This is a genomic window from Streptomyces sp. Je 1-332, from assembly GCF_040730185.1.
Classification (GTDB): domain Bacteria; phylum Actinomycetota; class Actinomycetes; order Streptomycetales; family Streptomycetaceae; genus Streptomyces.
In genome coordinates, this window is sequence record NZ_CP160402.1 from 5428309 (window position 1) to 5452278 (window position 23970).

Here is a 23970-nt window from a genome sequence, read left to right on the forward strand (position 1 = left end):
ATCACAGGACCCTGACGGATCAACAGAATCAACATCGAACTTCGAGGTGCGCACCTTGGCTTTCCAGATGCCGGACCGCGGCGGAGGCCCGACGGGGCCACGGATCAGAGTGGGCCGACCGTCCCGTCGCGTCCGGACCTTGCTCATGACACTGGGCATCCTGGCGGTACTCGCCATGGTGTTCGTCATGTTCGCGGGGTTCTGGACGGACTGGCTGTGGTATCGCTCGGTCAACTATTCGTCGGTCTTCACGACGACCCTGTGGACCAAGATCGGCCTGTTCTTCGTCTTCGGCCTCCTGATGGCGGCCGCGGTCGGACTGAACATCTGGCTGGCGCACCGGCTGCGTCCGCCGCTGAGTGCCATGTCGATGGAGCAGCAGAGCCTCGACCGGTACCGCATGAGCATCGCGCCGTACAAGAAGTGGCTGCTGCTCGGCATCGCCACGCTCGTCGGCCTGATCGCCGGTGCCTCGGCCGCGGGCCAGTGGCGCACGTGGCTCCTGTGGGTGAACGGCGTCTCCTTCGGTCAGAAGGACCCGCAGTTCCACCTGGACGTGTCGTTCTTCGCGTTCGACCTGCCCTGGTACCGCTTCCTGCTCGGCTTCGGCTTCGCGGCCACGGTGCTCTCCCTGATCGCCGCCGCCCTGACGCACTACCTGTACGGCGGACTGCGGATCACCAGCCCCGGCGCGCGCGCCACGGCTGCGTCCACCGGGCATCTGTCGGTGCTGCTCGGCGTCTTCGTGACGCTCAAGGCAGTGGCGTACTGGCTCGACCGGTACGGCCTCGCGGTGAAGTCCAGTGACTTCAAGGCGACCGGCGACTGGACGGGCCTTCGCTACGTGGACGCGAACGCGTACCTGCCGGCCAAGACCATCCTGTTCTGCATCGCCGTCATCTGCGCCCTGCTCTTCTTCGGGACGCTGTGGCGGCGCACCTGGCAGCTGCCGGTCATCGGCTTCGGCCTGATGGTCCTCTCCGCCATCCTCATCGGCGGTCTGTACCCGGCCATCGTGCAGAAGTTCCAGGTCCAGCCGAACGAGCAGGCCAAGGAAGCGCCGTACATCAAGAAGAACATCGCGGCGACGCGCGACGCGTACGGCATCAGCGGTGTGAAGCCCGAGGACTACAAGGGCGCGGGCAAGGCCGACGAGGACCCCGAGAAGAAGCGCGACGACGCGGACTCGGCCGCCAACTACCGGCTGAACGACCCGAACATCGTCTCGCCGACGTTCCAGCAGCTGGAGCAGGAGCGCGAGTACTACCGCTTCCCGACGACCCTGGACGTGGACCGTTACAACGGCCAGGACACCATCGTCGGTCTGCGTGAGCTCAGCCTCGACAAGCTCGAGAAGCGCAACTGGATCAACGACCACTTCGCCTACACCCACGGGTACGGCATGGTCACGGCCAAGGGCACGGAGACGAAGAAGGGCTCCAAGGGAGCCCCGGACTTCACGAACTACGGCCTGCCGACCAGCGGCAACCTCGGCGAGTACGAGCAGCGGATCTACTACGGCGAGAAGACCACCCAGTACTCGATCGTCGGCGGGCCCCAGAAGGAGCTCGACTACGAAGAGGACGGCGGCGGCCAAAAGACCTACAGCTACAAGGGCGACAGCGGGGTCAATCTCTCCAACCCGATCAACCGTGCGGCCTACGCGGTGTCCTTCGGCGAACCGCAGATGCTGTACTCGGGCGCGATCGGTGAGGGGTCGCGGATCCTCTACAACCGCACCCCCAAGGAGCGCGTCGAGTCGGTGGCTCCCTGGCTGACCATCGACGGCGACACGTATCCGACGGTGGTCGACGGCAAGATCCAGTGGGTCGTCGACGCCTACACGACGAGCAACGGCTATCCGTACGCCTCGCGGACCACGCTCGGCGACACCACGGCCGACTCGCTGTCCGAGTCCGACGACCAACGCGCGGTGGTGGCCCAGCAGAACCAGGTCAACTACATCCGCAACTCGGTGAAGGCGACCGTCGACGCGTACACCGGAGAGGTCAAGCTCTACACCTGGGACGACAAGGACCCGGTCCTGAAGACCTGGAAGAAGGCGTTCCCGGACACCGTCAAGGACAAGGGTGAGATCCCCAAGGCCCTGATGGACCACCTGCGCTACCCCCAGGACATGTTCAAGGTGCAGCGCGAGCTCCTGACGCTCTACCACGTCACGGACCCGGGCCAGTTCTACAACGCGAGTGACGCCTGGCAGGTGCCGAACGACCCGACGAAGAAGGACAACAGCGCGGTTCCGCCGTACTACCTGTCCATGAAGACGCCGGGCCAGACGCAGCAGCAGTTCGCACTGACGACGACGTTCACCCCCAGCGGGCGCCCCAATCTGCGCGCCTTCATGACGGTCGACGCCGACGCCAGAAGCAAGGACTTCGGCAAGATGAAACTGCTGAGAGTCACTGGCGACGTGGACGGCCCGGAACAGGTCCAGAACAAGCTGAACTCGATGACCGAGGTCGGTAACTTCGTCCGGGACATGAAGGGCGCCGACTCCGACGTCCTCTACGGAAACCTGCTGACGGTGCCACTGGACGACGGGTTCCTCTACGTCGAGCCCGTGTACGTACAGGGACGCAAGTCGGCGTATCCGCTCCTGAAGAAGGTCGCGGTGTCCTACGGCACGGAGACCGCCTTCGCGGACTCCCTGAGCGACGGCCTCAACCAGGTCTTCGGCGCCGAAGGGACCACGAAGCCTCCGGCCGACGAGGGCGACACGGACGAGCCGACCGAGCCGCCCAAGTCGAACGACCCGACGGTGCAGGCTGCCCTCGACGACGCCCAGACGGCGTTCGAGGACGGGCAGACGGCCCTGAAGGACGGCGACTGGGAGGCGTACGGCAAGGCGCAGGACGACCTGCAGGAAGCCCTGCAGCGCGCCGAGGACGCCCAGGCCGCGGCGGACAAGAAGGGCGACAAGAACGGCGACGCGGACGCCGACAAGAACGCCGACAAGAACGCCGACAAGAACGCCGACAAGAATGGGGACAAGGACGGGGACAAGAACGGCGGCTGACCAGCTGCGAAACACCCTCCCCGCGCCGTGGTACGGTTGCAACACAACGGCGCGGGGTGGAGCAGCTCGGTAGCTCGCTGGGCTCATAACCCAGAGGTCGCAGGTTCAAATCCTGTCCCCGCTACTCAGGACGAAGGCCCGGATCCTTATCGGATCCGGGCCTTCGTCGTGTGTGCGTGGGGTCCGTGGAGTCATGCGCTGGCTTGTGCGAACCGTGCTCCCCCCGGGGGGAGTTGGGAAAACTGTGTTTCACTTATCTCTCTGTGGGCATGTCGACAAAACGCTGAAGTGACCTCGCTGGAGGCGGTATACCCGGTGTACCCAGGGTGCAGGTGGTGCGACGATGGACGTTATGGGGGACAAGGCAACTCTGTTGGATACAGGGCGGTTTGTGCAGGCGGCCGACCGGGAGGATCCCGGGACGGCCGCCGAAGAGTTGCGCCATAGGCTGGCCGCCGAGGCCGGGGACGTCGACGCGATGAGCGTCCTCGGAAGCCTGCTGCTGCGCCGCGGTGATCTCGACGGTGCCGAGTCCCTGCTGCGCGCCGCGACCGCCGAGGGCGACCGCGCCGCGGCCAACAACCTCGGAGTCCTCCTCCACCAGCGTGGGTACGCAGACGAGGCGGCCGGCTGGTGGCGGGTCGCCGCCGTCGCCGGTTCCGCGGCGGCCGCGCACGCGCTCGGGCGTCACCACCGCGAGCGCGGCGACGAGCCCGCCGCGGAGTACTGGCTGCGGCAGTCCGCCGAGCAGGGCCACGCCCTGGGGGCGTACGCCCTCGCCGACCTCCTCGAGCACCGCGGTGACGTCGGCGCCGAGCGCTGGATGCGGGCGTCCGCCGAGCGCGGTCACCGCGAGGCCGCGTATCGGATCGCCCGCGCCCTCGACCGGCGCGCCACCGCCGAGCAGCGCTCCGACGGCGGAGGCGTACGGTCCGCTGCCGTCGAGGCCGAGCAGTGGTACCGCCAGGCCGCCGCGCGCGGTCACCGGCGGGCCGCGCTGCACCTCGGCGCGATCCTGGAGCAGCGCGGCGAGCTGAAGGAGGCCGGGCGCTGGTACCTGAACTCCGCCAAGGACGGCGAGGCGCGTGCCGCCTGCGCCCTCGGCTTCCTGCTGCGTGACGCGGGCGACGAGGAGAGCGCCGCCGTCTGGTGGCTGAAAGCAGCCCAGGACGGCGACGGCAACGCCGCCAACGCCTTGGGCGCGCTGCACGCCGAGCGGGGCGAGACCCAGACCGCCGAGCGGTGGTACAGGGCTGCCATGGACGCGGGCGACGTGAACGGCGCGTACAACCTCGGGCTGCTCTGCGCCGAGCAGGGGCGCACCGTGCAGGCCGACCAGTGGTACAGGCGTGCCGCGTACGCCGGTCACCGCGAGGCCGCCAACGCGCTCGCCGTGCTGTTGCTCCAGGGCGGTGACGCGGCGGGCGCCGAGCCGTGGTTCTCCAAGGCCGCCGAGGCGGGCAGCGTGGACGCGGCCTTCAACCTCGGGATTCTGTACGCGTCCCGTGACGACGAGGACTCCGCCCTGCCCTGGTACGAGCGTGCGGCGGCCGCAGGGCACACCGAGGCCGCGCTCCAGGTCGGCACCGCGCGGCTGCGCGTGGGCGACGAGCAGGACGCCGAGCGGCATCTGCGGTGCGCTGCCGGTGGCGGCAGCGCGGAGGCGGCGTACCGCCTCGGCACCGTGCTCGACGCGCGGCGCTCCGCCGCGGGCCCGCCCGCTCTCGGGGAGCCCGCCGCGGAGAAGACCGAGTGCGAGGAGTGGTACGAGCGGGCGGCCCAGCAGGGGCACCGGCGTGCGCAGGTCCGGGTCGGGATGCTGGCCGCGGGGCGCGGTGATGTCGTCGAGGCGGCTCGGTGGTACCGCCTCGCGGCGGACGCGGGCAGCCGCAACGGCGCGTTCAACCTGGGGCTGCTGCTTGCGCGTGAGGGCAGTGAGCCGGAGGCCGCGCTCTGGTGGACCCGGGCCGCCGACGCGGGGCACGGGCGCGCGGCGCTTCGGCTTGCGCTGCTTTACGCTCGGCGCGGGCAGCTGGTGGAGGGGCAGCGGTGGGCTGCCCGTGCGGTGGAGCTGGGGCCCGCTGAGGTTTCCGAGCGGGCGGCTCGGTTGCGGGAAGCTTTGCAGCAGGAGCTGACTGCGTAGCCCCTGTGCTTGCCCTGCGCCTCGGCTTTTCGTGACGTGCGGCTCTCGGGCGGGTGCGGGTCGGTGGGTGGGCTGTGCCCACCCTTCCCCAAGCTCTCGGCTCCGCTCGAGCAGGGGAGGCCCCAATCGCCCTGCGGAACGCCTGCCCACAGCGGGGCGCGGAACGGATTTGCGCTGGTCGTCGCCCCTGACGTACGGTTGCAACACAACGGCGCGGGGTGGAGCAGCTCGGTAGCTCGCTGGGCTCATAACCCAGAGGTCGCAGGTTCAAATCCTGTCCCCGCTACTAAAGGCCAGAGGCCGGGAAGCACTAGCTTCCCGGCCTCTGGTGTGTTTAGCGGCCGCTACCGCCTGTGGCCCACCGCCTCCTCGTACAGCCTGCGGTCCACCGCCTTTCCCTCCGGGACTCTCTTGCCCTCGGCGACGCCCGCGGCTTCGTACGCCGCCTGGAGCCGGTCCGTGGTACCGGCCCGGATCTCCCAGTCCATGCGCAGTGACGGAGTCGAGCGCAGGACGGCCTCGTCGGTCTTCAGGAGCTTCGCGAGCTCGGTCACGAAGGCCTTGTCCGCCTTGTAGTCACCGGCGAAGTACGTGTTCACGGTCCTGATGTACGCGCGCAGCAGCGCGACGCCCGCGTCCGGGTCCTCGGTCAGGAGGTTGGGGCCGAACAGGAGACCGCCGAGCGGTTCGCCTCGGGGCTGGCCGCCGAGGAAGGCGTACCGCTTGTCGCCGTCGACCTTGCGCCAGACCGGGTCGAGGAGCCAGGCGGAGTCGGTGCCGCCGTTCTGGAGGGCGGTCAGGACGTCCGCCGAACCCAGCTGCTGGAACTGGATCTTGTCGAGGCCGCCGCCGTGCTTCTTCAGGGCCTTGCCCATGGGGTACGAGATGACCGAGCCCTTGCCGATCATGGTGCCGAGCTTGCGGCCCGCCATCGGGACATGGCCCGCGCTCTCGCCCTTCTTCAGCTTCACCCAGAGCCCGCTCTTGGACTTCGGGTCGGGTGAGAAGTTCCCGGCCGCCCATTTGATGGTGAAGCCGCCGGTGATGCCGTTCATGACGGCGGCCTCGGGGGCGGCCCACTGGGCGTCGATGTCGCCCTTGGCGAGGAGGGGGAGGGCGTCGGGGGTCGGCAGCACCTTGAGGTCGACGTCCAGGCCCTCCTTCTTGAACTCGCCCTTTTCCACGGCCATTTGGAGGGGTGCGACGTACTCGGCGCTGAGTGTGCCGGTCGCGATGGTGAGGCTGCGCTCCTTGGGTAGCGGGCGCGGGGCCGGGGCACCCTTGGCGCAGCGGGAGGGCGCGCGGTCCTTGGTGAGGTCGGAGGGGTCCGTCCAGCTGGCCTTGCCGCAGCCGGGGACCGCCTCGACGGTGCGGGGCTTCGTGGGCGCCGCCGAGTCCGGGGCGTCGTCCTCCTTCGCGCACCCCGCGGAGGTGAGCAGCGCGCCGGCCATGAGGACAGCCAGAGTGGAGAACCGGGTGCGGATGCGGGTGTGCATGGAGCCTCCGTACGCGTACGAATGGTTCATGACCGGTGGTTCACGAAGGGTGCTTCACGACTGGCTTCTGCCGCGGTCGCGCGGAGCCCATGGAGTGAGCAACCGGCCCGCGATCCGCACCAGTTCGGAGAAGACGACGCCGAGCACGGCGACGCAGACGATGCCGACGAACATCACGTCGTTCTGGAAAAGGGCGCGGGAGTCGAAGATCAGGTGGCCGAGGCCGTTCGACGCGGCGATCTGCTCCGACGCCACGATCACCAGGACCGCGACACCCGCCGCGATCCGCGCGCCCACGAGCACGGCGGGCAGCGACGCGGGCAGCAGGACATGGCGGAACATCTGCCACGGCGACGCCCCGAAGACCTGGCCCGCGTCGCGGTGTCCCGAGGGCACGGCGAGCACCGCCGCCATCGTCGAGATCCAGACGAAGAAGAAGACGGTGGCCGCCACGAGCGCGATCTGCGGGCCCTCGCCGAGGCCGAACATGTTCAGGAACACGGGCAGCAGGGCCAGCTTCGGTACGACGTACAGCGCGTCCAGGAGCGGTTCGAGCGCCGCGCGTACGAGGGAGAGCGAGCCCATGAGGAGGCCGAGCGCGTAGCCGGTGACCGTGCCGATCGCGTAGCCGGCGAGGACGCGCTTGAGCGTGGCCCACACGTCGGGCCACAGGTCACCGTCCGCCGCGCGCTCCCAGCCGTCTTCGAGGATGGTCTGGGGAGCGGGGTAGACGCGGTCGTCGATCCAGGCCTGGGTGGCGGCCAGTTGCCACAGCAGGATCAGGGCGAGGGGGACGGCGACGGCGAGGCCGATCTCCAGGGTGCGGCGCCTGCGGTGGGTGCGGGCGGGGTGCAGCTCCTGGGGGCCCGGCCTGCGGACGAGCACACCGTCCTGGGGTTCTTCGGGCGCTTTGGGCGAGGTGGTCGTCGTCATGCCACGGCCGCCTCGTCCCGTGCGTTCTCGCGGACCACCTCGCCGCGCAGCAGGTCCCACAACTCGCCCTTGAGAGCGGTGAATTCGGGCGTCGTGCGTACGTCACCGCTGCGAGGCCTCGGGAACGGCGGGCGGCGTTCGGCGATGATGCGGCCCGGGCGGGCGGACATGACCAGGACGCGGTCACCGAGAACGATCGCCTCTTCGAGGCTGTGGGTGATGAAGAGGGTGGTGGTGCGGGTGGTCTGGGTGAGGTCGAGGAGCTCGTCCTGGAGGATCGTGCGGAGCTGGGCGTCCAGGGCCGCGAACGGCTCGTCCATCAGCAGGATCTCGGGCTCCACGGCCAGGGCGCGGGCGATGGCCACGCGTTGGCGCATGCCGCCGGAGAGGGTGGCGGGGTAGGCGTCGGCGAAGTCGGCGAGACCTAAGCGGGTCAGCCAGTCCCTGGCACGGGCGTTCGCCTCGCGGCGGGGGACCTTCTGGATGTCCAGGCCGAAGCGGACGTTGGCCTGGACGGTCTTCCAGTCGTAGATGCCGTAGTCCTGGAAGATCATCGCGGCGGGGCGCTGCGCGGCTGTGCGGATGGTCAGCGCGCCCCTGGTGGGGCGCAGGAGGCCTGCGGCTATGCGGAGCAGCGTTGATTTTCCGCAGCCTGAGGGGCCGACTATGCAGGTGAATTCGCCGGGGGCGATCTTCAGGTCGACGGGGCCCAAGGCGTCCACGGCCTTGGCGCCGCGGCCGAAGGTTCTCGTTACTGCGTGGGCTTCTAGTTTCGGGTGCGGGTCTCCCACGGGGTCTCCTTGCGGAGGGCAGGCGGATGTTGGGCGCCGCCGACCATATGACGCACCGTCAGATTCCGGAAGAGGGTGTGCCGTGGCTGAGATGCACCGCAGGTGCCGAGCTACGCCCCCGCGCAGTTAGGGCACGTGCCCCTGTATGTGACGTCCGCGGCCTCGACCGTGAAGCCGAAGCGTTCCGAGTCGGGGAGGCTGCTCAAGGGGTTGCCCGTGGGGTGGACGTCGCGGATCGTGCCGCACTGCGCGCACACCAGGTGCTGGTGGGGGCGGTGGGCGTTCGGGTCGTACCGCTTGGCCCTGCGGTCCGTCGAGACCTCGAGGACCTCTCCGATGGTCACCAGCTCGCCCAGGGTGTTGTAGACGGTCGCCCGGGAGATCTCGGGCAGCTTGTCCACGGCGCGGGCGTGCACCTCGTCCGCGGTCAGGTGTACGTGGTCCCCGTCGAGGACCTCGGCCACGACGCGCCGCTGCGCGGTCATGCGCCAGCCACGGCCGCGCAGTCGTTCCAACAGGTCGCTCATGCGAACCAGCCTAGCAGGCGAGATGCCTAACTCCCGACGAGGTGTGACTTTGGATGTCCGCTTGACTTAGACAAAGTCCATCGTAGGATCGAGTTCAGCGAAACCCAAGGACAGGACTTGCAGGAAATGACGCAGGAGGCGCACGTGACGCAGGGACCGCTCACCACGGAGGCCGGCGCGCCGGTCGCCGACAACCAGAACAGCGAGACCGCTGGTGTCGGCGGTCCGGTTCTCGTCCAGGACCAGGCGCTGCTCGAGAAGCTCGCGCACTTCAACCGCGAGCGCATCCCGGAGCGCATCGTCCACGCGCGTGGCGCCGGTGCGTACGGCACCTTCACGCTGACCCGCGACGTCTCGCAGTGGACGCGTGCGAAGTTTCTCTCCGAGGTCGGCAAGCAGACGGAGACCTTCCTCCGGTTCTCCACCGTGGCCGGCAACCTCGGCTCCGCCGACGCCGTGCGCGACCCCCGTGGCTTCGCCCTGAAGTTCTACACGGAGGAGGGGAACTACGACCTGGTCGGGAACAACACCCCCGTCTTCTTCATCAAGGACGCCATCAAGTTCCCCGACTTCATCCACACGCAGAAGCGCGACCCGTACACGGGCTCGCAGGAGGCCGACAACGTGTGGGACTTCTGGGGTCTGAGCCCCGAGTCGACCCACCAGGTCACCTGGCTCTTCGGCGACCGCGGCATCCCGGCGACGCTGCGCCACATGAACGGGTACGGCTCGCACACGTACCAGTGGAACAACGAGGCCGGCGAGGTCTTCTGGGTCAAGTACCACTTCAAGACCGACCAGGGGATCAAGAACCTCACCACGGACGAGGCCAACCAGATGTCCGGCATGGACCCGGACTCCCACCAGCGCGACCTGCGCGAGGCCATCGAGCGCGGTGAGTTCCCGTCCTGGACCGTGCAGGTGCAGATCATGCCGGCGGCCGAAGCGGCGACGTACCGTTTCAACCCGTTCGACCTCACCAAGGTGTGGCCGCACGAGGACTACCCGCCGATCGAGATCGGCAAGCTGGAGCTCAACCGCAACCCGGAGAACATTTTCGCCGAGGTCGAGCAGAGCATCTTCTCGCCCGCGCACTTCGTTCCCGGCATCGGTCCCTCCCCGGACAAGATGCTCCAGGGCCGCCTCTTCGCGTACGGCGACGCGCACCGCTACCGCGTCGGCATCAACGCCGACCACCTGCCGGTGAACCGCCCGCACGCCACCGAGGCGCGCACCAACTCGCGTGACGGCGCGCTGTACGACGGCCGCCACAAGGGCACGAAGAACTACGAGCCGAACTCCTTCGGCGGCCCGTTCCAGACGGACCGGCCGCTCTGGGTGACCACTCCGGTCAGCGGTGGCACGGGCAACCACGAGGCGCCCTCGCACGCCGAGGACAACGACTTCGTGCAGGCGGGCAACCTCTACCGCAAGATGTCCGAGGACGAGAAGACGCGTCTGATCGACAACCTCGCGGGCAACATCGCGGGTGTCTCGCGCGACGACATCGCCGAGCGGGCGATCAACAACTTCCGTCAGGCTGACGGCGACTTCGGCAAGCGTCTCGAGGCCGCGGTCCAGGCCCTTCGCGGCTGAGACCGTTCGTCGTGGCTCCCTTCGGGGAGGAAGGCGGGCCGGTTCCCTTCGGGGGTCCGGCCCGCCCTCTTTCGTTTCCGGGGTGCGCTCAGACCGTCAGGGATGCCCCGTGACGCCTGCTCGGCGCCCAGCAGCGGATGATGTCGCGGACCGAGACGATGCCGGACGGTTCGTTCCCGTCCATCACGATCAGGTGCCGGAAGCCGCCGTGCGACATGGCGTCGGCGGCCTCCTCCAGGGTCCATGAGGGGGCGGCGAAGACGACATCGGTCGTGGTGTGGGTGCCGGCGGTCTCGGTGTCGGGGTTCTGGCCGAGCCCCAGCGAGATGAGGACGTCGCGCTCGGTCAGGATTCCCAGACCGGAGTTGTCGGAGTCGAGGACGACGGCCGCGCCGACGCGGCGCGTCGACATCAGGCGGGCCGCCTGGCGCAGTGTGTGGGCGGGACCGATGGTGAGGACCACCGTGCTCATGGCGTCGCGGACGAGCATGGGCTTGAGCCACCTCCTGAGTGGACCGCAAGAGAAGCGATTCACAAGTTCACAAGTGGGGGGACTCTCAGAGTCGCAGCCCTGCCCGTCCTCAACAAGGGGGCGCGTGCTGCCGGTTCAGGGCGCGCGAACCAAGGCGCGCGCCTCGGACGCGAGGAGTGCGAGCCGTCAGTAGCGCTGGTTGAGGTAGCCGAGCAGCTCGTCGTGGAGCAGGCCGTTCGACGCGGCGGCGTTGCCGCTGTGCGGGCCCGGGGCGCCGTCGAGGCCGGTGAAGCTGCCGCCCGCCTCGGTCACGATGATCGCGGTCGCCGCCATGTCCCAGAGCGAGAGCTCGGGCTCCGCGCAGAGGTCGACCGAGCCCTCGGCGACCATCATGTACGGCCAGAAGTCGCCGTACCCCCGGGTGCGCCAGACCGCGCGCGTGAGGTCCATGAACCCGTCGAGGCGGCCCTGCTCCTCCCAGCCTGTGAGCGAGGAGTACGCGAACGAGGCGTCCTGGAGCCGCGAGACCTTGGAGGCGTGGATCCTGGTCGCGGAGGTCAGGCTGCGGCCGGTGTAGGCCCCGGCGCCCTTCGCCGCCCACCAGCGGCGGCCGAGCGCGGGCGCCGAAACGACACCCACCACCGGCTGGAAGCCGCCCTCGCCCGCCTCCATCAGTGAGATCAGCGTGGCCCAGACCGGCACCCCGCGTACGTAGTTCTTGGTGCCGTCGATCGGGTCGATCACCCAGCGGCGCGGGCCCGTGCCCTCGACGCCGAACTCCTCGCCGAGGATCGCGTCGCGCGGCCGGCCCCGCTTCAGGTTCGAGCGGATCAGCTCCTCGGCCGTTTTGTCCGCCTCGCTCACCGGCGTCATGTCCGGCTTGGTCTCGACCTTGAGGTCGAGAGCCTTGAACCGGTCCATCGTCGCGGCGTCGGCGGCGTCCGCGAGGACATGGGCAAGACGCAGATCATCGTGGTAGTCGGGCATGAGTGAACAGTATCGATCTCGTTGTGCCTGAGCCACAGCGCCGTATGTCCGGGCCGTTCCGGGACATGACGCATACCGTTCCGGGTCGCGCCGGGGCTATTGACACCGCTCCCGAGCCCGTCAACTCTGGCCGCAGAGCCGCTTCGGCCCCGGGAGGCGACGATGCCTGCGGCACGGGAATCCCTACTGGACGCGGCCCGCGTGGCGCTCGCCGGCCGACCGTGGCCGCGCGTCCGCATGGTCGACGTCGCGGCCACCGCCGGGGTGTCCCGGCAGACCCTCTACAACGAGTTCGGCAGCAAGGACGGCCTCGCCCGCGCCCTGCTCCGGCGCGAGACCGACGCGTATCTGCACGGCGTGGAGCGGGCGTTGGCCATGGTGGGCGGCCCGGAGGACCGGCTCGCCGCCGTGGGCGCGTGGACCATCGCCGCCGCCCACGGCAGCGACCTCACGCGGGCGATGCTCACCGGCTGCTGGAGCGAACGCCTGCCCGCGCCGAGCAGGCCCGGGGTCTTGGCCTCAGCCGTACCGGCACAGCGGCGCGCGGACGCGGGCATCCCCTCGCCCGCCGAACTGCTCGCCCTCGTCCGGGACAAGGCGGTGAACGCGCTGGACGGCAGTGCGCGGCCGAAGGACACCCAGGAGCTGGCCATGGCCTGCGAGAGCGCCGTACGGATGGCGCTGTCGTACGTCGTCGCTCCCTCGTCGGCGGGTGCGGACCCCGTGGAACTCGTGCGCGGGGCCCTCGGGCGCTGGATCAACGCATGAGACCCCTGTGGTGACGTTCTAGTGCGCGGAGCCCGAGAGCTGCAGGCCGATGACGCCCGCGACGACCAGCGAGATGGAGACGATCTTGAGCGTGGAGACCACGTCACCGAGGAAGATCATTCCGTAGATCGCGGTGCCCGCGGCGCCGATGCCCGTCCAGACCGCGTAGGCGGGACCCACGTCGAGCTTGCGCAGCGCGAGCGTGAGCAGACCGAAGCTGCCCAGGGCGAAGGCCGCGAAGGTGATCGTCGGCCAGAGCCGGGTGAAGCCGTGCGAGAGCTTGAGGCAGACCGCGAAACCGGTCTCCAGGAACCCCGCGACGATGACCAGCAGCCACGCCATGTTTCTGCCTCCCGCAACCGTACGCTCGGTGACCGCTTCGCCTGGCTTGGAGCAGGCATGGTGCGATTATGCCTTTGCCACCGGTCCCCGGGCGCAAACAACGGCGAGGTCAGTCGTCCTCGCGTCGCTCACGGGTGGCGAGGAGCCTGCGTAGTGAGTAGAGCCGCGCGGGGTCCGCGTGACCCTGCTCCACCCACGTGTCGAGCGCGCAGTCCGGTTCGTCGTGGCTGCACGCGCGCGGGCACTCCTCCGTCCCCGGCACCAGATCGGGGAAGGCGAGGATGACGCGGGACGGGTCCACGTGGTGCAGGCCGAAGGACCGCACGCCGGGCGTGTCGATCACCCAGCCGCCGGGTGAGTCCGCCAGCGGGAGCGCTAGCGCCGACGTGGTGGTGTGCCGGCCACGGCCCGTGACGGCGTTGACGTGCCCGGTGCTGCGCCGGCGCTCCTCGGGGACCAGGGCGTTCACCAGCGTCGTCTTGCCGACACCGGAGTGCCCGACGAACGCGGTGACCTTGCCGTCGAGCACTTCGTGCACCCGGGCGAGTTCCGCGCTGTCGGTGAACTCCTCGCGGCTGGTGACCACGTAGGGCATGTCGAGCGTGGAGTAGGTCTCCAGGATCTTGTCGGCGGACGCCAGGTCGGACTTGGTCAGGACGAGGAGCGGCGTGAGACCGCCGTCGTACGCCGCCACGATGCAGCGGTCGATCAGGCGCGTGCGCGGCTCCGGATCGGCGAGCGCGGTGACGATGGCCAGCTGGTCGGCGTTGGCGACGACCACCCGCTCGTACGGGTCGTCGTCGTCGGCCGTGCGCCGCAGGACCGACGTACGCGGCGAGATGCGCACGATGCGCGCGAGGGTGTCCTTCTTGCCGGAGAGATCACCGACGAGCGAGACCCGGTCGCCCACCACGGCGGCCTTGCGGCCCAGTTCGCGGGCCTTCATGGCCATCACGATCCGGTCGTCGACCAGAACCGTCAGACGGCCTCGGTCGACGGTCAGGACCATGCCGTCGGACGCGTCCTCGTGCTTGGGCCTGATGTGGGTGCGCGGGCGGTTGCCCTTGCGGTTGGGGCGGACGCGGATGTCGTCCTCGTCGGGGTTCTTTCCGTAGCGGCGCATGTCCTGGATCCGCCCGTCAGTTCCCGAGCATTCCGGTCCAGAGGTCGGGGAAGTCGGGCAGCGTCTTCGCCGTCGTCGCCACGTTCTCGATCTGTACGCCCTCCACCGCCAGGCCGATGATCGCGCCGGCGGTGGCCATGCGGTGGTCGTCGTACGTGTGGAAGATCCCGCCGTGCAGGCGGCGCGGACGGATGTGCAGTCCGTCGGCGGTCTCGGTGACGTCGCCGCCGAGTTCGTTGATCTCCTTGGTGAGGGCAGCCAGGCGGTCCGTCTCGTGCAGCCGCAGGTGGGCGACGCCGCGCAGGGTCGAGGGGGAGTCGGCGAGGGCCGCGACGGCCGCGATGCCGGGGGTGAGCTCGCCGACCTCGCTCAGATCCACGTCGATGCCGTGGATCGAGCCGGAGCCGGTGAACACGAGCCCCTGCTCGGTCAGTTCGCAGGAACCGCCCATTTCGGTGAAGATCTCCCGCAGCTTGTCGCCGGGCTGCGTGGTGTGCGCGGGCCAGTCGGGGACGGTGACGCGGCCGCCGGTGACCAGGGCCGCCGCCAGGAACGGCTGGGCGTTGGAGAGGTCCGGCTCGACGGTCAGATCACGGCCGAGCAGCGCGCCGGGGGTGACCCGCCACACGTTCGGCTCGCCGCCCGACTCCGGGGTGTCCACCTGGGCGCCGACCGCGCGGAGCATGTCGACGGTCATCCGGATGTGCGGCATGGAGGGCAGGGCGGAGCCGATGTGACGCACCTCGACACCCTGGTTGAAACGCGGGCCCGAGAGCAGCAGGGCGCTCACGAACTGGGAGGACGAGGAGGCGTCGATCTCGACGGGGCCGCCGTCCAGGGCGCCGCCGCCGTGCACGGTCAGCGGCAGCGCACCGCGGCTGTCGTCGTCGATGCGGGCACCGAGCACGCGCAGGGCGTCGATCACGCCGTTCAGCGGCCGCTCGTACGAACGGGGGTCGCCGTCGAAGCGGATCGGGCCGTCGGCGAGGGCGGCGACCGGGGGGAGGAAGCGCATGACCGTGCCCGCGTTGCCGACGTCCACCGTGGCGGGGCCGTGCAGGCCGGAGGGGATGATCCGCCAGGCCTCACCGGAGCCGTCCGGACCGACGCCTTCCTCGATGCCGACGCCGAGCGCGCGCAGGGCGCCTGCCATCAGGAGGGTGTCGCGGGAGCGCAGCGGGCGGCGCAGCCAGCCGGGCTCGGCGGCGAGGGCGGCGAGGACGAGACCGCGGTTGGTGACCGATTTGGACCCGGGCACATGGACCGTCGCGGCGACGGCTCCGCTCGCGTGCGGGGCTGGCCAGAGGGTGCTGTGCGCTGGGTTCACGGTCATGCCCCCACTTTAGTGGCAGACAGCGGAGGGGTCGTGGCTGCTCAGAGGCCGAGCAGCCACCGCGCGCCGCCTATCAGCGAGCACAGCGAGACGGCGTGGAAGAGGAAGAGCCACATCCCCGCCGGGACGTGCGTGAGCCGCGACAGCTGGTCGGCGTCCGAGTCGCCCGCGCCGCCGCGCCTGCGCTTGGACTGCAGCTCGAAGGCGGGGCGTACGCCGCCCAGGAGCAGGAACCACACCACCACGTACGCGAAGGCCGCCTGCACCTGCGAGCTGGTCAGCCAGGAGACCAGCAGGAACGTGCCGCCGGTGAGGATCACCGTGAGGGCGCCGTACGCGTTCCGGATCATGACGAGCATCACGACGAGCAGCGCCGTCGCGATCCACAGGAAGGCGGTGATGTGGTCGGCGGCGAGGAGGGCGGCGCCGGTGAGGCCGAGCAGGGGCGGCGCGGTGTAGCCCGAGGCGGCGGTCAGGATCATGCCGAGGCCGGTGGGCTTGCCGCGGGAAACGGTGAGGCCGCTGGTGTCGGAGTGCAGCCTGATGCCGTCGAGGCGGCGGCCCGTCAGCAGGGCGACCAGGCCGTGGCCGCCCTCGTGCGCGATGGTGATCGCGTTGCGGGCCACGCGCCAGATGCCGTGCGGCAGGACGACCGCCAGCGCTACGACGCCGGTGGCGATCACCAGCCACTCGTCGGGGGCCGCCTGTGTGCCGAAGACCCGGTCCCAGAGGTCGGTCAGGCTGGCGGTCGCGGTTATTTCCATTGCTGGTGCCATGTTCTGGACCGGCTCCTCTGGTGGTACGGGGTCTGGCAGTCTGGCACGTATGTGCGGACGGTATGCATCGAGTCGTAGGCCCGAGGATCTCGCAGGAATCTTTGAGATCGAGAAGTGGGAGCCCGAGGAGGGCCTCGACCCCGATTTCAACGTGGCCCCCACCAAGGAGGTCTACGCGGTCCTGGACCGTCCTCTGAAAGACGCCGAGGACCCGAGTCCGGTTCGCCAGCTGCGCACACTCAAGTGGGGACTCGTCCCGTCCTGGTCCAAGACGCCCGAGGGCGGCGCCCGGATGATCAACGCCCGCGCCGAGACCGTGCACGAGAAGCCCTCCTACCGCCGGGCCTTCGCCTCCCGCCGCTGCGTCATCCCCGCCGACGGCTATTACGAGTGGGTCACCGGCTCCGACGAGCGCGACCTTGAGGTCGAGGGCAAGAAGAAGCGCCCTCGCAAGCAGCCGTACTTCGTGACGCCCGCCGACGGCTCGGTCTTCGCGATGGCGGGGCTCTACGAGTTCTGGCGTGACAAGACGCTTCCCGACGAGCACCCCCTCGCCTGGTGGGTGACGTGCACGGTGATCACCACCGAGGCGGAGACCGCGCCCCTGGCGGTCGCGCCCGACGAAGGCCCGCGCTCGCTGGCCGACATCCACCCGCGGATGCCGCTGATGCTCACGCCGGACCGCTGGGACGCCTGGCTCGACCCCTCGCGCACGGACGTCGAGGACCTGCGGCCGCTCCTGGAGCCGCCGCCGCACGGTCTGATGCGGGCCTTCCCGGTGTCGACGGCGGTCAGCAACGTACGCAACAACGGCCCGGAGCTGCTCAAGGAGCTGGAGGGGCCCGAGGAAGGCACACTCTTCTGATGTGACCAAGAGTGAGATCGCACCGACCGACGCGGGTGACGCACGCATCACCTGGCACCCCGCCCCGAAGAACAAGGCCCGCATGGTGCTGGCCCTCAGCCACGGCGCCGGCGGCGGCATCGAGGCGCGGGACCTGCGGGCCATCGCCGCCGCCCTGCCCGCGCACGGCGTCACCGTCGCCCTGGTGGAGCAGCCCTGGCGCGTCGCGGGCAAGAAGCTGGCGCCGGCGCCGAAGACCCTGGACGCGGGATGGAGGGGCCTGTGGCCGGCGCTCACCAAACCGGGCCTCCCCGTGATCGCGGGCGGCCGCAGCGCCGGGGCCCGCGTGGCGTGCCGTACCGCCACCGAACTGGGCGCCGCCGCCGTGCTCGCCCTGAGCTTCCCGCTGCACCCGCCGGGCAAGCCGGAGAAGTCCCGCGCGGACGAGCTGCTCGGCGCCGGTGTGCCCACGCTCGTCGTGCAGGGCGGCAACGACCCCTTCGGGAAGCCCGCCGAGTTCCCCGAAGGGACGTACGAGATCGTCGAGATCCCCTACGGCGATCACGGCTTCGCGATCCCCAAGCGCGCCGACCTGACCGAGACCGAGGCCATGACGCGCATCACGGATGGCGTCATCCGGTGGGCGGGAATGTTGGGTGCGTGACCTCTGTTGTGCCGAACAGACGCCAAACGCTGTTCGTACGAGAGGAAGTCCGCCGCATGGGTTCGACCATCTGCCCGCCCGTCTCCCGCCACCGCCCTTCTGCGGACGGGCAGAACCCGGCACCTTCTTTTTCCCGCTCCAGCGCCTCTGACCTGGAATGGACGGTGCTGAGCGCGCCCAAGACCGCTCCTATTCGAGCGGCGGCGGGACCGGATCGTCGTCTATCCTCCGATTCGAGTGGGACTGCTTTTGGTCTCACCACGTCTTTGGAGGAGGTGGGTCCGGTCACTGGGACCGACGCAGGGGCCGAGAACGGCCGGGCGGAGCGACCCGACGGAAGCGCCGAGACGTCTGCGGAGCGCACGGCCCGCTTCGAGCGGGACGCCCTGGGCTTCCTCGACCAGATGTACTCGGCGGCGCTGCGCATGACGCGCAACCCGGCGGACGCGGAGGACCTGGTGCAGGAGACCTACGCCAAGGCGTACGCGTCGTTCCACCAGTTCCGTGAGGGCACCAACCTCAAGGCGTGGCTGTACCGCATCCTCACCAACACGTTCATCAACTCGTACCGCAAGAAGCAGCGCGAGCCCCAGCGCAGCGCCGCCGAGGAGATCGAGGACTGGCAGCTCGCGCGCGCCGAGTCGCACATGTCCACCGGTCTGCGCTCGGCCGAGTCGCAGGCGCTCGATCACCTGCCGGATTCCGACGTGAAGTCCGCCCTGCAGGCGATCCCCGAGGAATTCCGCATCGCCGTCTATCTGGCCGACGTAGAGGGCTTTGCGTACAAGGAGATCGCGGACATCATGGGGACACCCATCGGTACGGTGATGTCCCGGTTGCACCGCGGCCGTCGCCAACTGCGCGGCATGCTCGAGGACTACGCCCGTGACCGCGGCCTCGTCCCCGCCGGCGCCGCGTCAGAGTCGTCGAACGAAGCGAAAGGCTCAGGCTCATGAGCTGCGGAGAGCCGCACGAGACGGATTGCAGTGAAGTCCTGGACCATCTCTATGAGTTCCTGGACCACGAGATGCCGGACAGCGACTGCACCAAGTTCGAGACGCACTTCGAGGAGTGCTCCCCGTGCCTGGAGAAGTACGGCCTTGAGCAGGCCGTCAAGAAGCTGGTGAAGCGCTGCTGCGGCCAGGACGACGTCCCCGCCGACCTGCGCTCCAAGGTCATGGGACGCATCGACCTGATCCGGTCGGGCGAGGCCGTGCCCGAGCACGACGTGACGGTCGAGACGACGGCCGCCGAGGGCAGCGTGTCCGCCAAGAGTCTGCGGGCCAAGGAAGCCTGAGCGTCAGGCAGTTGAGTGTGAGCAGGTCGTGACGGGAGTCCGTCACGGCCTGCTTTTTCTGTTCCCGGCGTTCACCGTCACTCGTACGTGCCAATTTCCGCGAGGGGGGCTCGGAGCGGGCGGCTCTCGTTCTAGTCTCCGGACCTTGGAACGTGGTCCCTGGGGACGGTCACGGGGGAGGAGACGGTGCCATGCGGTCCATCGCCCCATGGGCGCGCGCCTACATCCTGTGCGCCGCCCTGGCCGGAGCCGCCTGCGCCGCGCCCGCACTGACCTCGCCGCACACGCCGTGGGGCGCGCTCGCGCTCCTCGCCGCGCTCTACGCCGGGTGCGAGCAGATCACGCGGTGCCGGGTGATCGGCCGCCGCGCCGGGTCCGGGCTCAACGGCCTCGGCACCTTCTTCCCCGTACTGCTCGCCGCCGTCTTCCTGCTGCCGCCGGCCGCCGCCGCGCTCGTCGCGGTGCCGGGGGCGCTGCTCGCCCGCGTCGAGCGCCGCCCCCGGTGGGTGCGCAGACTCTGGCGTGCGGCCCAACTCGCCCTCGCCGCCTGGGCGTCGGCGTGGACGCACGGAGCGCTCGGCGGGCGCGAAGCCGTAGCCGCGCCCGACTTTCCGTACGCGCTCGCGCCCGCGGGAGCGGCCGTCCTCGCCTTCTCCGTCGTACTCACCGTCCTGGACGGCGGCATCCTGGCCACCGCGGAACGGGTGCCGGTGCGGACTGCGTGGCGGGGGCTCTTCCTGCGGTCGTGTCCGCCCGTCGCCGTGCACGGCCTCGCCGGACTGATGATGGCGGTGCTGTGGCGCAGTCCGTACGGGCCGCTCGCCGCGCTCCTCGTGCTGCTGCCGATGGGGGTCTCCTGCTGGGTCTTCGCGCAGTACCACCGCGAGCGCGCCGCCCATCAGGCCACCATCCGGGCGCTCGTGCAGGCCGTCGACATCAAGGACCGGTACACCCGAGGGCACAGCGAGCGCGTGGGGCGGGCCTCCGTGATGATCGCGCGGGAGCTGGGGATGGCGGACGAGCGCGTGGAGAGCCTGCGGTTCGCCGGCATCCTGCACGACGTCGGCAAACTCGGCGTACCGACCCGGCTGCTGCGCAAGGACGGGCCGCTGACCCCCGAGGAGCGGCGGGTCATCGAGCTGCATCCCGAGTACGGGCACGAGATGGTGCGCGGAATCGGCTTCCTCGGGGAGGCGCGGGCGGCGATCCTCCACCACCACGAGCGGATCGACGGGAGCGGATATCCCTACGGGCTCGTGGGGCGGCAGATCCCGGAGTTCGCCCGGGTGGTGGCCGTCGCGGACGCGTTCGACGCCATGACGTCCACGCGGTCCTACCGGCGGGGGCGCCCGGTCGCCGCCGCCGTGGCCGAGCTGTCCCGATGCGCGGGGGCGCAGTTCGACCCCGCGATGGTGGCCGCCTTGCGGCGGGCGCTGGAGCGGCACGGGTGGCACCCCGCGGTCACCTCGGACACCGGGGAAGTGCCCGCCCCTCGGCAGGAGGCCGCCGGTGTGCCCACGACCCCCGGGGCAGGAGCACGGTGAGGGCCCGCCTGCCCACCACGGTGGCGCTCTGTGTATACGGCGCCGCCGGGCTGCTCACCCTGCTCGGCCTGGGCTGGACCCTCTGGCACGGTGTGCACGAAGCAGGGATCGCGCTCGCCTTCGGGGCGCTCGTCGCCGTGGGGGAGCTTGCCCGGTGGGGCGCCGGCGGGAGCGACCGGGAGCCCGCGCCGCTCGGGGCCGCGGGCGCGCTGGCGTACGCACTGCTCGGGGAGGTCGGGGGGCGGCCCACACACCACGGTGTCTTCCAGGTGATCGCCGTGGTCGTCGCCGCTGCGCTCGTCGGCGCCGTCCCGCACGTGGCGCTCGGCAAGGGGCCCGCCCTCGACCACGTGGCCCGGCGCGTGCTCACCGTCGGGTTCGCCGCCGCCTGCTTCCAACCGCTCTACAACGCGGGGAAGTTGGAGGAGTGGGTGGGCCAGGGCCCCGCCTTCGCCGCCGTCATCGTCGCGCTGCTCGTGCTGACCGCTCTCTGCGACGCCGTGCTCGCCGCGGCCATGGCGCACGCCCGCACCCTCTGGCCCTTCGGACCGCTCCTGCGCGACGAGCTGCGGGCCATGCTCGGCATCGGGTCCGCCGTGTGCGCGACAGGGGCCGTCATGGCGCTCGCGGTCGCCGTGGCGGGGCTCTGGGCGCTGCCCGTGTTCAGCCTGCCGCTGCTCCTGACCCAGCTGTCCTTCGGGCGGTACGCGGCGGTGCGGACCACCTACCGGCAGACCATCACCTCCCTGGCCCGATCCACCGAGATCGCCGGGTACACCCCGCAGGGGCACGCGCGCCGCGTGGCCGCTCTCAGCCGTGCCGTGGGGCGTGAGCTGGGGCTTTCCGCGCCGGACCTCGCCGTCCTGGAGCACGCGGCGCTGATGCACGACATCGGGCAGCTCTCCCTCGTCGATCCCGTGCCCGCGGGCGCCACCGCGGCCCTGCCGGACGCGGAACAGCGGCGCATCGCCCTGCTCGGGGGCGCCGTCGTGCGTCAGACGGGGGTGAACGGCGACGTCGCCGTGGTCGTGGAACGGCAGGCGGACCCGTATCGCGATCAGCCGCTCACCGCCCGTATTGTGCGAGCCGCGAACGCGTACGACGAGATGGCCAGGGGAGAAGGTCCCACGGGTCCTCTCAACGCCCTGGAGCGGCTGCGCCTCGGCACCGGCCGCGACTATCAGCCCGAAGTCGTGGAAGCCCTGGCCCGGGTGCTTTCGCGGGGCGGTCATAGCTTGCCGCCGGCTGGGTAACCCATGGGTAATGAGCGGCCGTCCGACCGTACGTGGTTGGATGCGAAGAGGGCCCTCGGGCCAGCGAAACTCAGGAACTCAAGTACCGGCAGGCGGGAATCGTGAGGATCTTCGGCAAGGGACGGCACCGGCCCTCCGCCTCATGGCGGCAGGCCACCGACCGCGCCTTCACGCTGATCGGCGACGGGCGGTACGAGGACGCGGGCGCACTCCTGACCCGCGCGGCGGATCTCGAGCCGTGGCTCTCGGAGTCCTGGTTCAACCTCGCGCTGCTCCACAAGTTCCGGCACGACTGGGAGCAGGCGCGGGCCGCGGGCCTGCGGGCCGTCGCGCTGCTCGACCGGTCGCAGGGCGCCCCCGACTGGTGGAACGTCGGCATCGCCGCCACCGCCCTCCAGGACTGGCCGCTCGCCCGGCGGGCCTGGCAGGCGTACGGCCTGCGCGTTCCCGGCGGTGTTGCCGCCTCGGGGGAGCCGACCGGCATGGACCTGGGCAGCGCCGCCGTGCGGCTCTCGCCCGAGGGGGAGGCCGAGGTCGTGTGGGGGCGCAGGCTGGACCCCGCCCGTATCGAGGTGCTCTCCATCCCGCTGCCGTCCTCCGGGCGCCGCTGGGGCGAGGTCGTGCTGCACGACGGCGTCCCGCACGGCGAGCGGACGACGGGGGCCGGGGACTCGTACCCCGTCTTCGACGAGATCGAGCTGTGGGCGCCCTCACCGGTCCCCACCTGGGTGGTTCTCCTGGAGGCCGCCACCGAGGACGACCGGGACGCCCTGGAGAAGCTCGCCGCGGACGCGGGCTTCGCCGCCGAGGACTGGTCGTCGTCCGTGCGGCTGCTGTGCCGGATGTGCTCCGAGAGCCGCATGCCGAGCGACGAGGGCGACGGCGAGCACCTGGACCCGCACGACCACAGCGAGCCGGGTCACCCCGGGCCGCTCGGCCACCGCAGCCCAGGCGCCCTGTGGGTGCCCGAGCGCGAGTGCGGCATCGCGGCGCCCGCCGCCCTGGTGCGCGGCCTGCTCGACGGCTGGGTCGCGGACAGCCCGGACTCCCGCGACTGGCGGGATCTGGAAGAGGTCTGCTGACTCCTGGCCGTAGGCTGTACCGGCACTATCTCTTGTGGGTTCCCAGGAAGGCGTACGTCGGACAATGGCGCAGGACACTGAGCAGCAGGCCTCGGGCGGGGTCCTCCCCGTCGACGACGAGGGCTTCGTCATCGACACGGAGGACTGCGAGGAGCGGGAGACCGCCTACCGCGAGCGCGGCACGTCCCGGCCCATCACGGTCGTCGGCAACCCCGTGCTGCACAAGGAGTGCAAGGACGTCACCGCCTTCGACGCGGAGCTCGACCAGCTCGTCGCCGACATGTTCGCCAGCCAGCGGACCGCCGAGGGCGTGGGCCTCGCCGCCAACCAGATCGGCGTCGACCTGAAGGTCTTCGTCTACGACTGCATGGACGACGAGGGCAAGCGGCACGTCGGCGTGGTCTGCAACCCCGTCGTGCGTGAGCTCCCCGCGGACCGGCGCCGGCTGGACGAGGCGGGCGAGGGCTGCCTCTCCGTGCCCACGGCCTACGCCGACCTGGCCCGCCCGGACTACGCCGAGGTGACCGGGCAGGACGAGAAGGGCAACCCCATCAAGGTGCGGGGCACCGGGTACTTCTCCCGCTGCCTCCAGCACGAGACGGACCACCTGTACGGCTACCTCTACATCGACCGCCTGTCCAAGCGTGACCGCAAGGACGCGCTGCGGCAGATGGAAGAGGGCACTCCGCGCTACCCCGTCGTGCCGAACGCCTAGTCGACTCCGGACTCGCGCGTACCACGCGCCACCTGCGGCCCCTGGCCGGGAACTCCTTCCCGGCCAGGGGCCGTTCGCATGAAACGGTCCGAACCGGTCAGATGTGCGATCGAATCAGGCTCGTGATGATCCAGAATCGGTCACGTACAGGGATTTTCTCGGCACTGGGGGGGAGTGAATGGCGCAAATCTGTTCCCTGAACGGTCAGTTGTGGTGCTGAATGGAAAGCGCGGGGATACGCAACGGC

At 70.3% G+C, this 23970-nt stretch carries 22 protein-coding genes and 2 tRNA genes; 14 read left to right on the forward strand and 10 right to left on the reverse strand.

Features of this window, described 5'->3' with window-relative positions:
- Positions 1-67: 67 nt before the first annotated feature.
- From ABXJ52_RS24695 to ABXJ52_RS24710, 4 genes are all read left to right on the forward strand, one after another.
- The gene (locus tag ABXJ52_RS24695) at positions 68-3037 is read left to right on the forward strand and encodes a UPF0182 family protein (protein ID WP_367049234.1); all 2970 of its coding nucleotides are present in this window, start codon (positions 68-70) and stop codon (positions 3035-3037) included.
- Between the two features lie 50 nt (positions 3038-3087).
- Positions 3088-3161: transfer RNA gene (locus ABXJ52_RS24700), tRNA-Met, on the forward strand.
- A 219-nt stretch (positions 3162-3380) separates the two neighbouring features.
- Positions 3381-5180: a tetratricopeptide repeat protein gene (locus tag ABXJ52_RS24705; RefSeq protein ID WP_367044864.1), complete on the forward strand. Its 1800-nt coding sequence runs from the start codon at positions 3381-3383 to the stop codon at positions 5178-5180.
- Between the two features lie 212 nt (positions 5181-5392).
- A tRNA-Met gene (locus ABXJ52_RS24710) sits at positions 5393-5466 on the forward strand.
- 58 nt (positions 5467-5524) lie between these two features.
- On the opposite strand, the gene ABXJ52_RS24715 is transcribed toward ABXJ52_RS24710, so the two are convergent.
- The 4 genes from ABXJ52_RS24715 to ABXJ52_RS24730 all read right to left on the reverse strand — a co-directional run bounded on the left by ABXJ52_RS24715 (position 5525) and on the right by ABXJ52_RS24730 (position 8927).
- Positions 5525-6676 (reverse strand): ABC transporter substrate-binding protein, encoded by a 1152-nt coding sequence (locus tag ABXJ52_RS24715; protein WP_367044865.1) that lies wholly within the window; start codon positions 6674-6676, stop codon positions 5525-5527.
- Positions 6677-6730: 54 nt separating this feature from the next.
- Positions 6731-7609, reverse strand: coding sequence for an ABC transporter permease (locus ABXJ52_RS24720; protein WP_367044866.1), 879 nt, complete (start codon positions 7607-7609; stop codon positions 6731-6733).
- Positions 7606-8400, reverse strand: a complete 795-nt coding sequence (locus ABXJ52_RS24725) for an ABC transporter ATP-binding protein (RefSeq protein ID WP_367044867.1) — start codon at positions 8398-8400, stop codon at positions 7606-7608. Before ABXJ52_RS24725 ends, ABXJ52_RS24720 begins: the two co-directional genes overlap by 4 nt.
- A gap of 110 nt (positions 8401-8510) precedes the next feature.
- On the reverse strand, positions 8511-8927 hold the full coding sequence (locus tag ABXJ52_RS24730) for a Fur family transcriptional regulator (RefSeq protein WP_367044868.1): 417 nt from the start codon (positions 8925-8927) through the stop codon (positions 8511-8513).
- A gap of 126 nt (positions 8928-9053) precedes the next feature.
- Here ABXJ52_RS24730 and ABXJ52_RS24735 point away from each other — a divergent pair, with 126 nt between their 5' ends.
- Positions 9054-10523: a catalase gene (locus tag ABXJ52_RS24735; protein WP_367049236.1), complete on the forward strand. Its 1470-nt coding sequence runs from the start codon at positions 9054-9056 to the stop codon at positions 10521-10523.
- Positions 10524-10611: 88 nt separating this feature from the next.
- Here ABXJ52_RS24735 and ABXJ52_RS24740 read toward each other — a convergent pair whose 3' ends face one another.
- Both ABXJ52_RS24740 and hisN read right to left on the reverse strand, forming a co-directional pair.
- Positions 10612-11013, reverse strand: a complete 402-nt coding sequence (locus ABXJ52_RS24740) for a CBS domain-containing protein (protein ID WP_367044869.1) — start codon at positions 11011-11013, stop codon at positions 10612-10614.
- 168 nt (positions 11014-11181) lie between these two features.
- On the reverse strand, positions 11182-11982 hold the full coding sequence (gene hisN / locus ABXJ52_RS24745; RefSeq protein WP_367044870.1) for a histidinol-phosphatase: 801 nt from the start codon (positions 11980-11982) through the stop codon (positions 11182-11184).
- A gap of 162 nt (positions 11983-12144) precedes the next feature.
- On the opposite strand from hisN, the gene ABXJ52_RS24750 reads away from it, so the two are divergent.
- Entirely contained in the window at positions 12145-12750 is a 606-nt protein-coding gene (locus ABXJ52_RS24750; RefSeq protein ID WP_367044871.1) for a helix-turn-helix domain-containing protein, read from the forward strand.
- Positions 12751-12768: 18 nt separating this feature from the next.
- Here ABXJ52_RS24750 and ABXJ52_RS24755 read toward each other — a convergent pair whose 3' ends face one another.
- The 4 genes from ABXJ52_RS24755 to ABXJ52_RS24770 form a co-directional block, all read right to left on the reverse strand.
- Positions 12769-13092: a multidrug efflux SMR transporter gene (locus tag ABXJ52_RS24755; protein WP_367044872.1), complete on the reverse strand. Its 324-nt coding sequence runs from the start codon at positions 13090-13092 to the stop codon at positions 12769-12771.
- A 109-nt stretch (positions 13093-13201) separates the two neighbouring features.
- Entirely contained in the window at positions 13202-14215 is a 1014-nt protein-coding gene (gene rsgA / locus ABXJ52_RS24760) for a ribosome small subunit-dependent GTPase A (RefSeq protein ID WP_367044873.1), read from the reverse strand.
- 16 nt (positions 14216-14231) lie between these two features.
- On the reverse strand, positions 14232-15548 hold the full coding sequence (aroA, locus tag ABXJ52_RS24765; protein WP_367044874.1) for a 3-phosphoshikimate 1-carboxyvinyltransferase: 1317 nt from the start codon (positions 15546-15548) through the stop codon (positions 14232-14234).
- 41 nt (positions 15549-15589) lie between these two features.
- The gene (locus ABXJ52_RS24770) at positions 15590-16312 is read right to left on the reverse strand and encodes a M50 family metallopeptidase (protein ID WP_367049238.1); all 723 of its coding nucleotides are present in this window, start codon (positions 16310-16312) and stop codon (positions 15590-15592) included.
- A 61-nt stretch (positions 16313-16373) separates the two neighbouring features.
- Here ABXJ52_RS24770 and ABXJ52_RS24775 point away from each other — a divergent pair, with 61 nt between their 5' ends.
- The 8 genes from ABXJ52_RS24775 to def all read left to right on the forward strand — a co-directional run bounded on the left by ABXJ52_RS24775 (position 16374) and on the right by def (position 23723).
- On the forward strand, positions 16374-17189 hold the full coding sequence (locus ABXJ52_RS24775; protein ID WP_367044875.1) for an SOS response-associated peptidase: 816 nt from the start codon (positions 16374-16376) through the stop codon (positions 17187-17189).
- Between the two features lies 1 nt (position 17190).
- The gene (locus ABXJ52_RS24780) at positions 17191-17832 is read left to right on the forward strand and encodes an alpha/beta family hydrolase (protein WP_367044876.1); all 642 of its coding nucleotides are present in this window, start codon (positions 17191-17193) and stop codon (positions 17830-17832) included.
- A 275-nt stretch (positions 17833-18107) separates the two neighbouring features.
- A complete protein-coding gene (locus tag ABXJ52_RS24785; RefSeq protein ID WP_367044877.1) occupies positions 18108-18788 on the forward strand; it encodes a sigma-70 family RNA polymerase sigma factor in 681 nt (226 codons plus the stop codon).
- On the forward strand, positions 18785-19129 hold the full coding sequence (gene rsrA / locus ABXJ52_RS24790) for a mycothiol system anti-sigma-R factor (RefSeq protein WP_367044878.1): 345 nt from the start codon (positions 18785-18787) through the stop codon (positions 19127-19129). The genes ABXJ52_RS24785 and rsrA overlap by 4 nt, the downstream gene beginning before the upstream one ends.
- A gap of 191 nt (positions 19130-19320) precedes the next feature.
- Positions 19321-20673 carry an HD-GYP domain-containing protein gene (locus ABXJ52_RS24795; RefSeq protein WP_367044879.1) on the forward strand — a complete coding sequence of 451 codons (1353 nt, stop codon included), beginning with the start codon at positions 19321-19323 and terminating at the stop codon, positions 20671-20673.
- Positions 20674-20693: 20 nt separating this feature from the next.
- Positions 20694-21926, forward strand: a complete 1233-nt coding sequence (locus ABXJ52_RS24800) for an HD domain-containing protein (protein WP_367049240.1) — start codon at positions 20694-20696, stop codon at positions 21924-21926.
- A gap of 101 nt (positions 21927-22027) precedes the next feature.
- A complete protein-coding gene (locus tag ABXJ52_RS24805) occupies positions 22028-23008 on the forward strand; it encodes a hypothetical protein (protein ID WP_344530122.1) in 981 nt (326 codons plus the stop codon).
- A gap of 64 nt (positions 23009-23072) precedes the next feature.
- On the forward strand, positions 23073-23723 hold the full coding sequence (def, locus tag ABXJ52_RS24810) for a peptide deformylase (RefSeq protein ID WP_367044880.1): 651 nt from the start codon (positions 23073-23075) through the stop codon (positions 23721-23723).
- Positions 23724-23970 lie beyond the last annotated feature (247 nt).

What these genes read in the sequence shown, in the direction of transcription:
- def (WP_367044880.1), top strand. Translation starts at nt 23,073, where the DNA reads ATGGCGCAGGACACTGAGCAGCAGGCCTCGGGCGGGGTCCTCCCCGTC.
- ABXJ52_RS24715 (WP_367044865.1), bottom strand. Translation starts at nt 6,676, where the DNA reads ATGCACACCCGCATCCGCACCCGGTTCTCCACTCTGGCTGTCCTCATG.
- ABXJ52_RS24770 (WP_367049238.1), bottom strand. Translation starts at nt 16,312, where the DNA reads ATGGAAATAACCGCGACCGCCAGCCTGACCGACCTCTGGGACCGGGTC.
- rsgA (WP_367044873.1), bottom strand. Translation starts at nt 14,215, where the DNA reads ATGCGCCGCTACGGAAAGAACCCCGACGAGGACGACATCCGCGTCCGC.
- ABXJ52_RS24695 (WP_367049234.1), top strand. Translation starts at nt 68, where the DNA reads ATGCCGGACCGCGGCGGAGGCCCGACGGGGCCACGGATCAGAGTGGGC.
- aroA (WP_367044874.1), bottom strand. Translation starts at nt 15,548, where the DNA reads ATGACCGTGAACCCAGCGCACAGCACCCTCTGGCCAGCCCCGCACGCG.
- rsrA (WP_367044878.1), top strand. Translation starts at nt 18,785, where the DNA reads ATGAGCTGCGGAGAGCCGCACGAGACGGATTGCAGTGAAGTCCTGGAC.
- ABXJ52_RS24795 (WP_367044879.1), top strand. Translation starts at nt 19,321, where the DNA reads ATGCGGTCCATCGCCCCATGGGCGCGCGCCTACATCCTGTGCGCCGCC.
- ABXJ52_RS24750 (WP_367044871.1), top strand. Translation starts at nt 12,145, where the DNA reads ATGCCTGCGGCACGGGAATCCCTACTGGACGCGGCCCGCGTGGCGCTC.
- ABXJ52_RS24775 (WP_367044875.1), top strand. Translation starts at nt 16,374, where the DNA reads ATGTGCGGACGGTATGCATCGAGTCGTAGGCCCGAGGATCTCGCAGGA.
- ABXJ52_RS24735 (WP_367049236.1), top strand. Translation starts at nt 9,054, where the DNA reads ATGACGCAGGAGGCGCACGTGACGCAGGGACCGCTCACCACGGAGGCC.
- hisN (WP_367044870.1), bottom strand. Translation starts at nt 11,982, where the DNA reads ATGCCCGACTACCACGATGATCTGCGTCTTGCCCATGTCCTCGCGGAC.
- ABXJ52_RS24740 (WP_367044869.1), bottom strand. Translation starts at nt 11,013, where the DNA reads ATGCTCGTCCGCGACGCCATGAGCACGGTGGTCCTCACCATCGGTCCC.
- ABXJ52_RS24755 (WP_367044872.1), bottom strand. Translation starts at nt 13,092, where the DNA reads ATGGCGTGGCTGCTGGTCATCGTCGCGGGGTTCCTGGAGACCGGTTTC.
- ABXJ52_RS24730 (WP_367044868.1), bottom strand. Translation starts at nt 8,927, where the DNA reads ATGAGCGACCTGTTGGAACGACTGCGCGGCCGTGGCTGGCGCATGACC.
- ABXJ52_RS24720 (WP_367044866.1), bottom strand. Translation starts at nt 7,609, where the DNA reads ATGACGACGACCACCTCGCCCAAAGCGCCCGAAGAACCCCAGGACGGT.
- ABXJ52_RS24705 (WP_367044864.1), top strand. Translation starts at nt 3,381, where the DNA reads ATGGACGTTATGGGGGACAAGGCAACTCTGTTGGATACAGGGCGGTTT.